The 2,078-nt window shown below is 66.2% G+C and carries 2 protein-coding genes and 1 tRNA gene; 2 read left to right on the top strand and 1 reads right to left on the bottom strand.

Annotated features, from left to right (window positions below; all coding sequences use genetic code 11):
• Nucleotides 1–43: 43 nt before the first annotated feature.
• A tRNA-Leu gene (locus tag IL54_RS06795) sits at nucleotides 44–130 on the bottom strand.
• Nucleotides 131–260: 130 nt separating this feature from the next.
• Here IL54_RS06795 and IL54_RS06790 point away from each other — a divergent pair.
• Together IL54_RS06790 and IL54_RS06785 are read left to right on the top strand one after the other, a co-directional pair.
• Nucleotides 261–1,016: an alpha/beta hydrolase gene (locus IL54_RS06790; protein WP_037474238.1), complete on the top strand. Its 756-nt coding sequence runs from the start codon at nucleotides 261–263 to the stop codon at nucleotides 1,014–1,016.
• Nucleotides 1,016–1,885: a tetratricopeptide repeat protein gene (locus tag IL54_RS06785; protein WP_037474236.1), complete on the top strand. Its 870-nt coding sequence runs from the start codon at nucleotides 1,016–1,018 to the stop codon at nucleotides 1,883–1,885. The genes IL54_RS06790 and IL54_RS06785 overlap by 1 nt, the downstream gene beginning before the upstream one ends.
• Nucleotides 1,886–2,078 lie beyond the last annotated feature (193 nt).

Raw genomic sequence — 2,078 nt, 5'->3', positions numbered from 1 at the left:
GTTTTGGACGATCCCCGTGCATTTTCAATGCTTTGAGAACAAATGGTGCCCAGAAGAGGACTCGAACCTCCACGACCTTGCGATCGCCAGCACCTGAAGCTGGTGCGTCTACCAATTCCGCCATCTGGGCACGGGGTAGGAGCGCGCAACTAGCCGCTGCCTCCAAAGCTGTCAACGCATGTTGCGGATTATTTCATGCCTCTTTGCAAAATCGCGCGCCGGGGGTGGACGGGTGCGCCAGCGGAGGGGATGACGGCGCTATGACCCACCCCGATTCCACCCCGATCACCCTGTTCGCCCGCCCCGATGGACTGCGTCTCGCCTGCCGCCCGCGGGCGGGGGCGGGGCCGACCATCCTCTTCCTGCCGGGCTATATGTCCGACATGGAGGGCAGCAAGGCGGTCGCGCTCGATCAATGGGCGGCGCGCCAAGGGCGGGCCATCGTGCGGATGGACTATGCGGGCAACGGGTCGAGCGAAGGACGTTTTGCCGATGGCACGCTGGCCAGTTGGCGCGATGACGTGCTGTGGGTGATGGATAGCCTGATCGAGGGACCGGTCCTGCTCGTCGGATCGTCGATGGGCGGCTGGCTCGCGCTACTGGTGGCGCTGGCCCGGCCCGGCCGGGTTGTGGGGATCGTCGGCATCGCGGCCGCGCCCGACTTCACCGAATGGGGTTTTACCGATGCCGACAAGGCGTTGCTGGCGACCGAGGGGCGGATCGAGGAGCCGTCCGCTTATAGCGACGATCCTTATGTCACGACGCTCGCCTTTTGGCAGTCGGGTCAGGCGTTGCGGCTATTGGAGGGCGAGATCGCGATCGATTGCCCGGTGCGGCTGCTCCACGGCCAGCAGGACAAGGATGTGCCCTGGTATGTGGCGGTGAAGGCGGCCGCACGTTTGCGTTCATCGGATGTGCAGACGCTGCTGATTAAGGACGGCGACCATCGCCTTTCCCGCGACGGCGACATCGCCTTGTTGATCCGTACCGTCGCCAGCCTGTTGGACAGCCATTGATGCCGCTCTTCCTGCCCCTGATGCTGTTGGCCCAGGCCTATGATCCTGAGATCGAGGCCGTGATGAATCGCAGCCGCAAGGAGAAACAGGAAGCCGCCGCCAGCGTCGCCGCGGCGCCGCCGCCCAGCACGCCCGCACGGGAGGATGGCAAAATTCCGGTGCCTGCGAAATTTGCGGTGCCGTTCCAGGCCTGTCTCGACCAGGCGCTTCAAGATCCCACGGCCGGGGTCGCCTTTGCCGAAAAATGGCGGATCGACGGCGGGGGCTTCTATGCGCGCCATTGCATGGGCTTTGCCTTCGCGCGCGCCGAACGCTGGTCGCCCGCGATCATCGCCTTTCAGCAGGCCGCCGAAGAGGCTGAACGGAGTGGCGAGATGGTGCAGAGCGCGCGGCTGTGGGCGCAGGCGGGCAATGCCGCGCTCGCCAGCGGGGATGCCGCCAAGGCGCGCGGAGATTTCGATGCGGCCTTAGCGCGCGGTCTACCCGACGGGCTGGAAAAGGGCGAGGTGCATCTCGATCGGGCGCGGGCCTTGGTCGCACTGGGCGAGACGGAGGCGGCGCGCGATTCGATCGACGTGACGCTGATCCAGGCACCCAAAGACCCGCTCGGCTGGCTGTTGTCGGCAACGCTGGCGCGGCGGTCGGGTGAAATGAGCCTGGCCCAAGCGCATATCGCCCGCGCCGTGCAGCTCTCGCCCGACGATGCGTCGGTGGCGCTGGAGGAGGGCAATATCGCGATCCTGACCGATCATGAGGATATCGCCCGATCCGCCTGGCAGCGGGCTGCGCGCCTGGCGCCGGACGCCGCAGCGGGCAAGGCGGCGGCGGACAATCTGTCCCGTCTACCTGCGGCCAAGCCTGCGGGCTAAGGCCGTCCAGCAAGACTTTGTCACGGAACCGCTTTCCGGTTCGGTCCGTTCGCTTGGGTATAGCGGGACCACCGAAACGGAGATGAGACGATGACCCCCAATGTAAAGAATGTCGCGGCGATCGGCCTGTTGCTGGCGGGCGCGATGGCGACCACGGCCTGTTCGCGCGGCGCGACGGCGGGCGGATTGATCG

The sequence above is a fragment of the Sphingobium sp. ba1 genome, from assembly GCF_000743655.1.
Lineage (GTDB): Bacteria > Pseudomonadota > Alphaproteobacteria > Sphingomonadales > Sphingomonadaceae > Sphingobium.
This window is presented reverse-complemented; position numbering and strand designations above follow the sequence as displayed.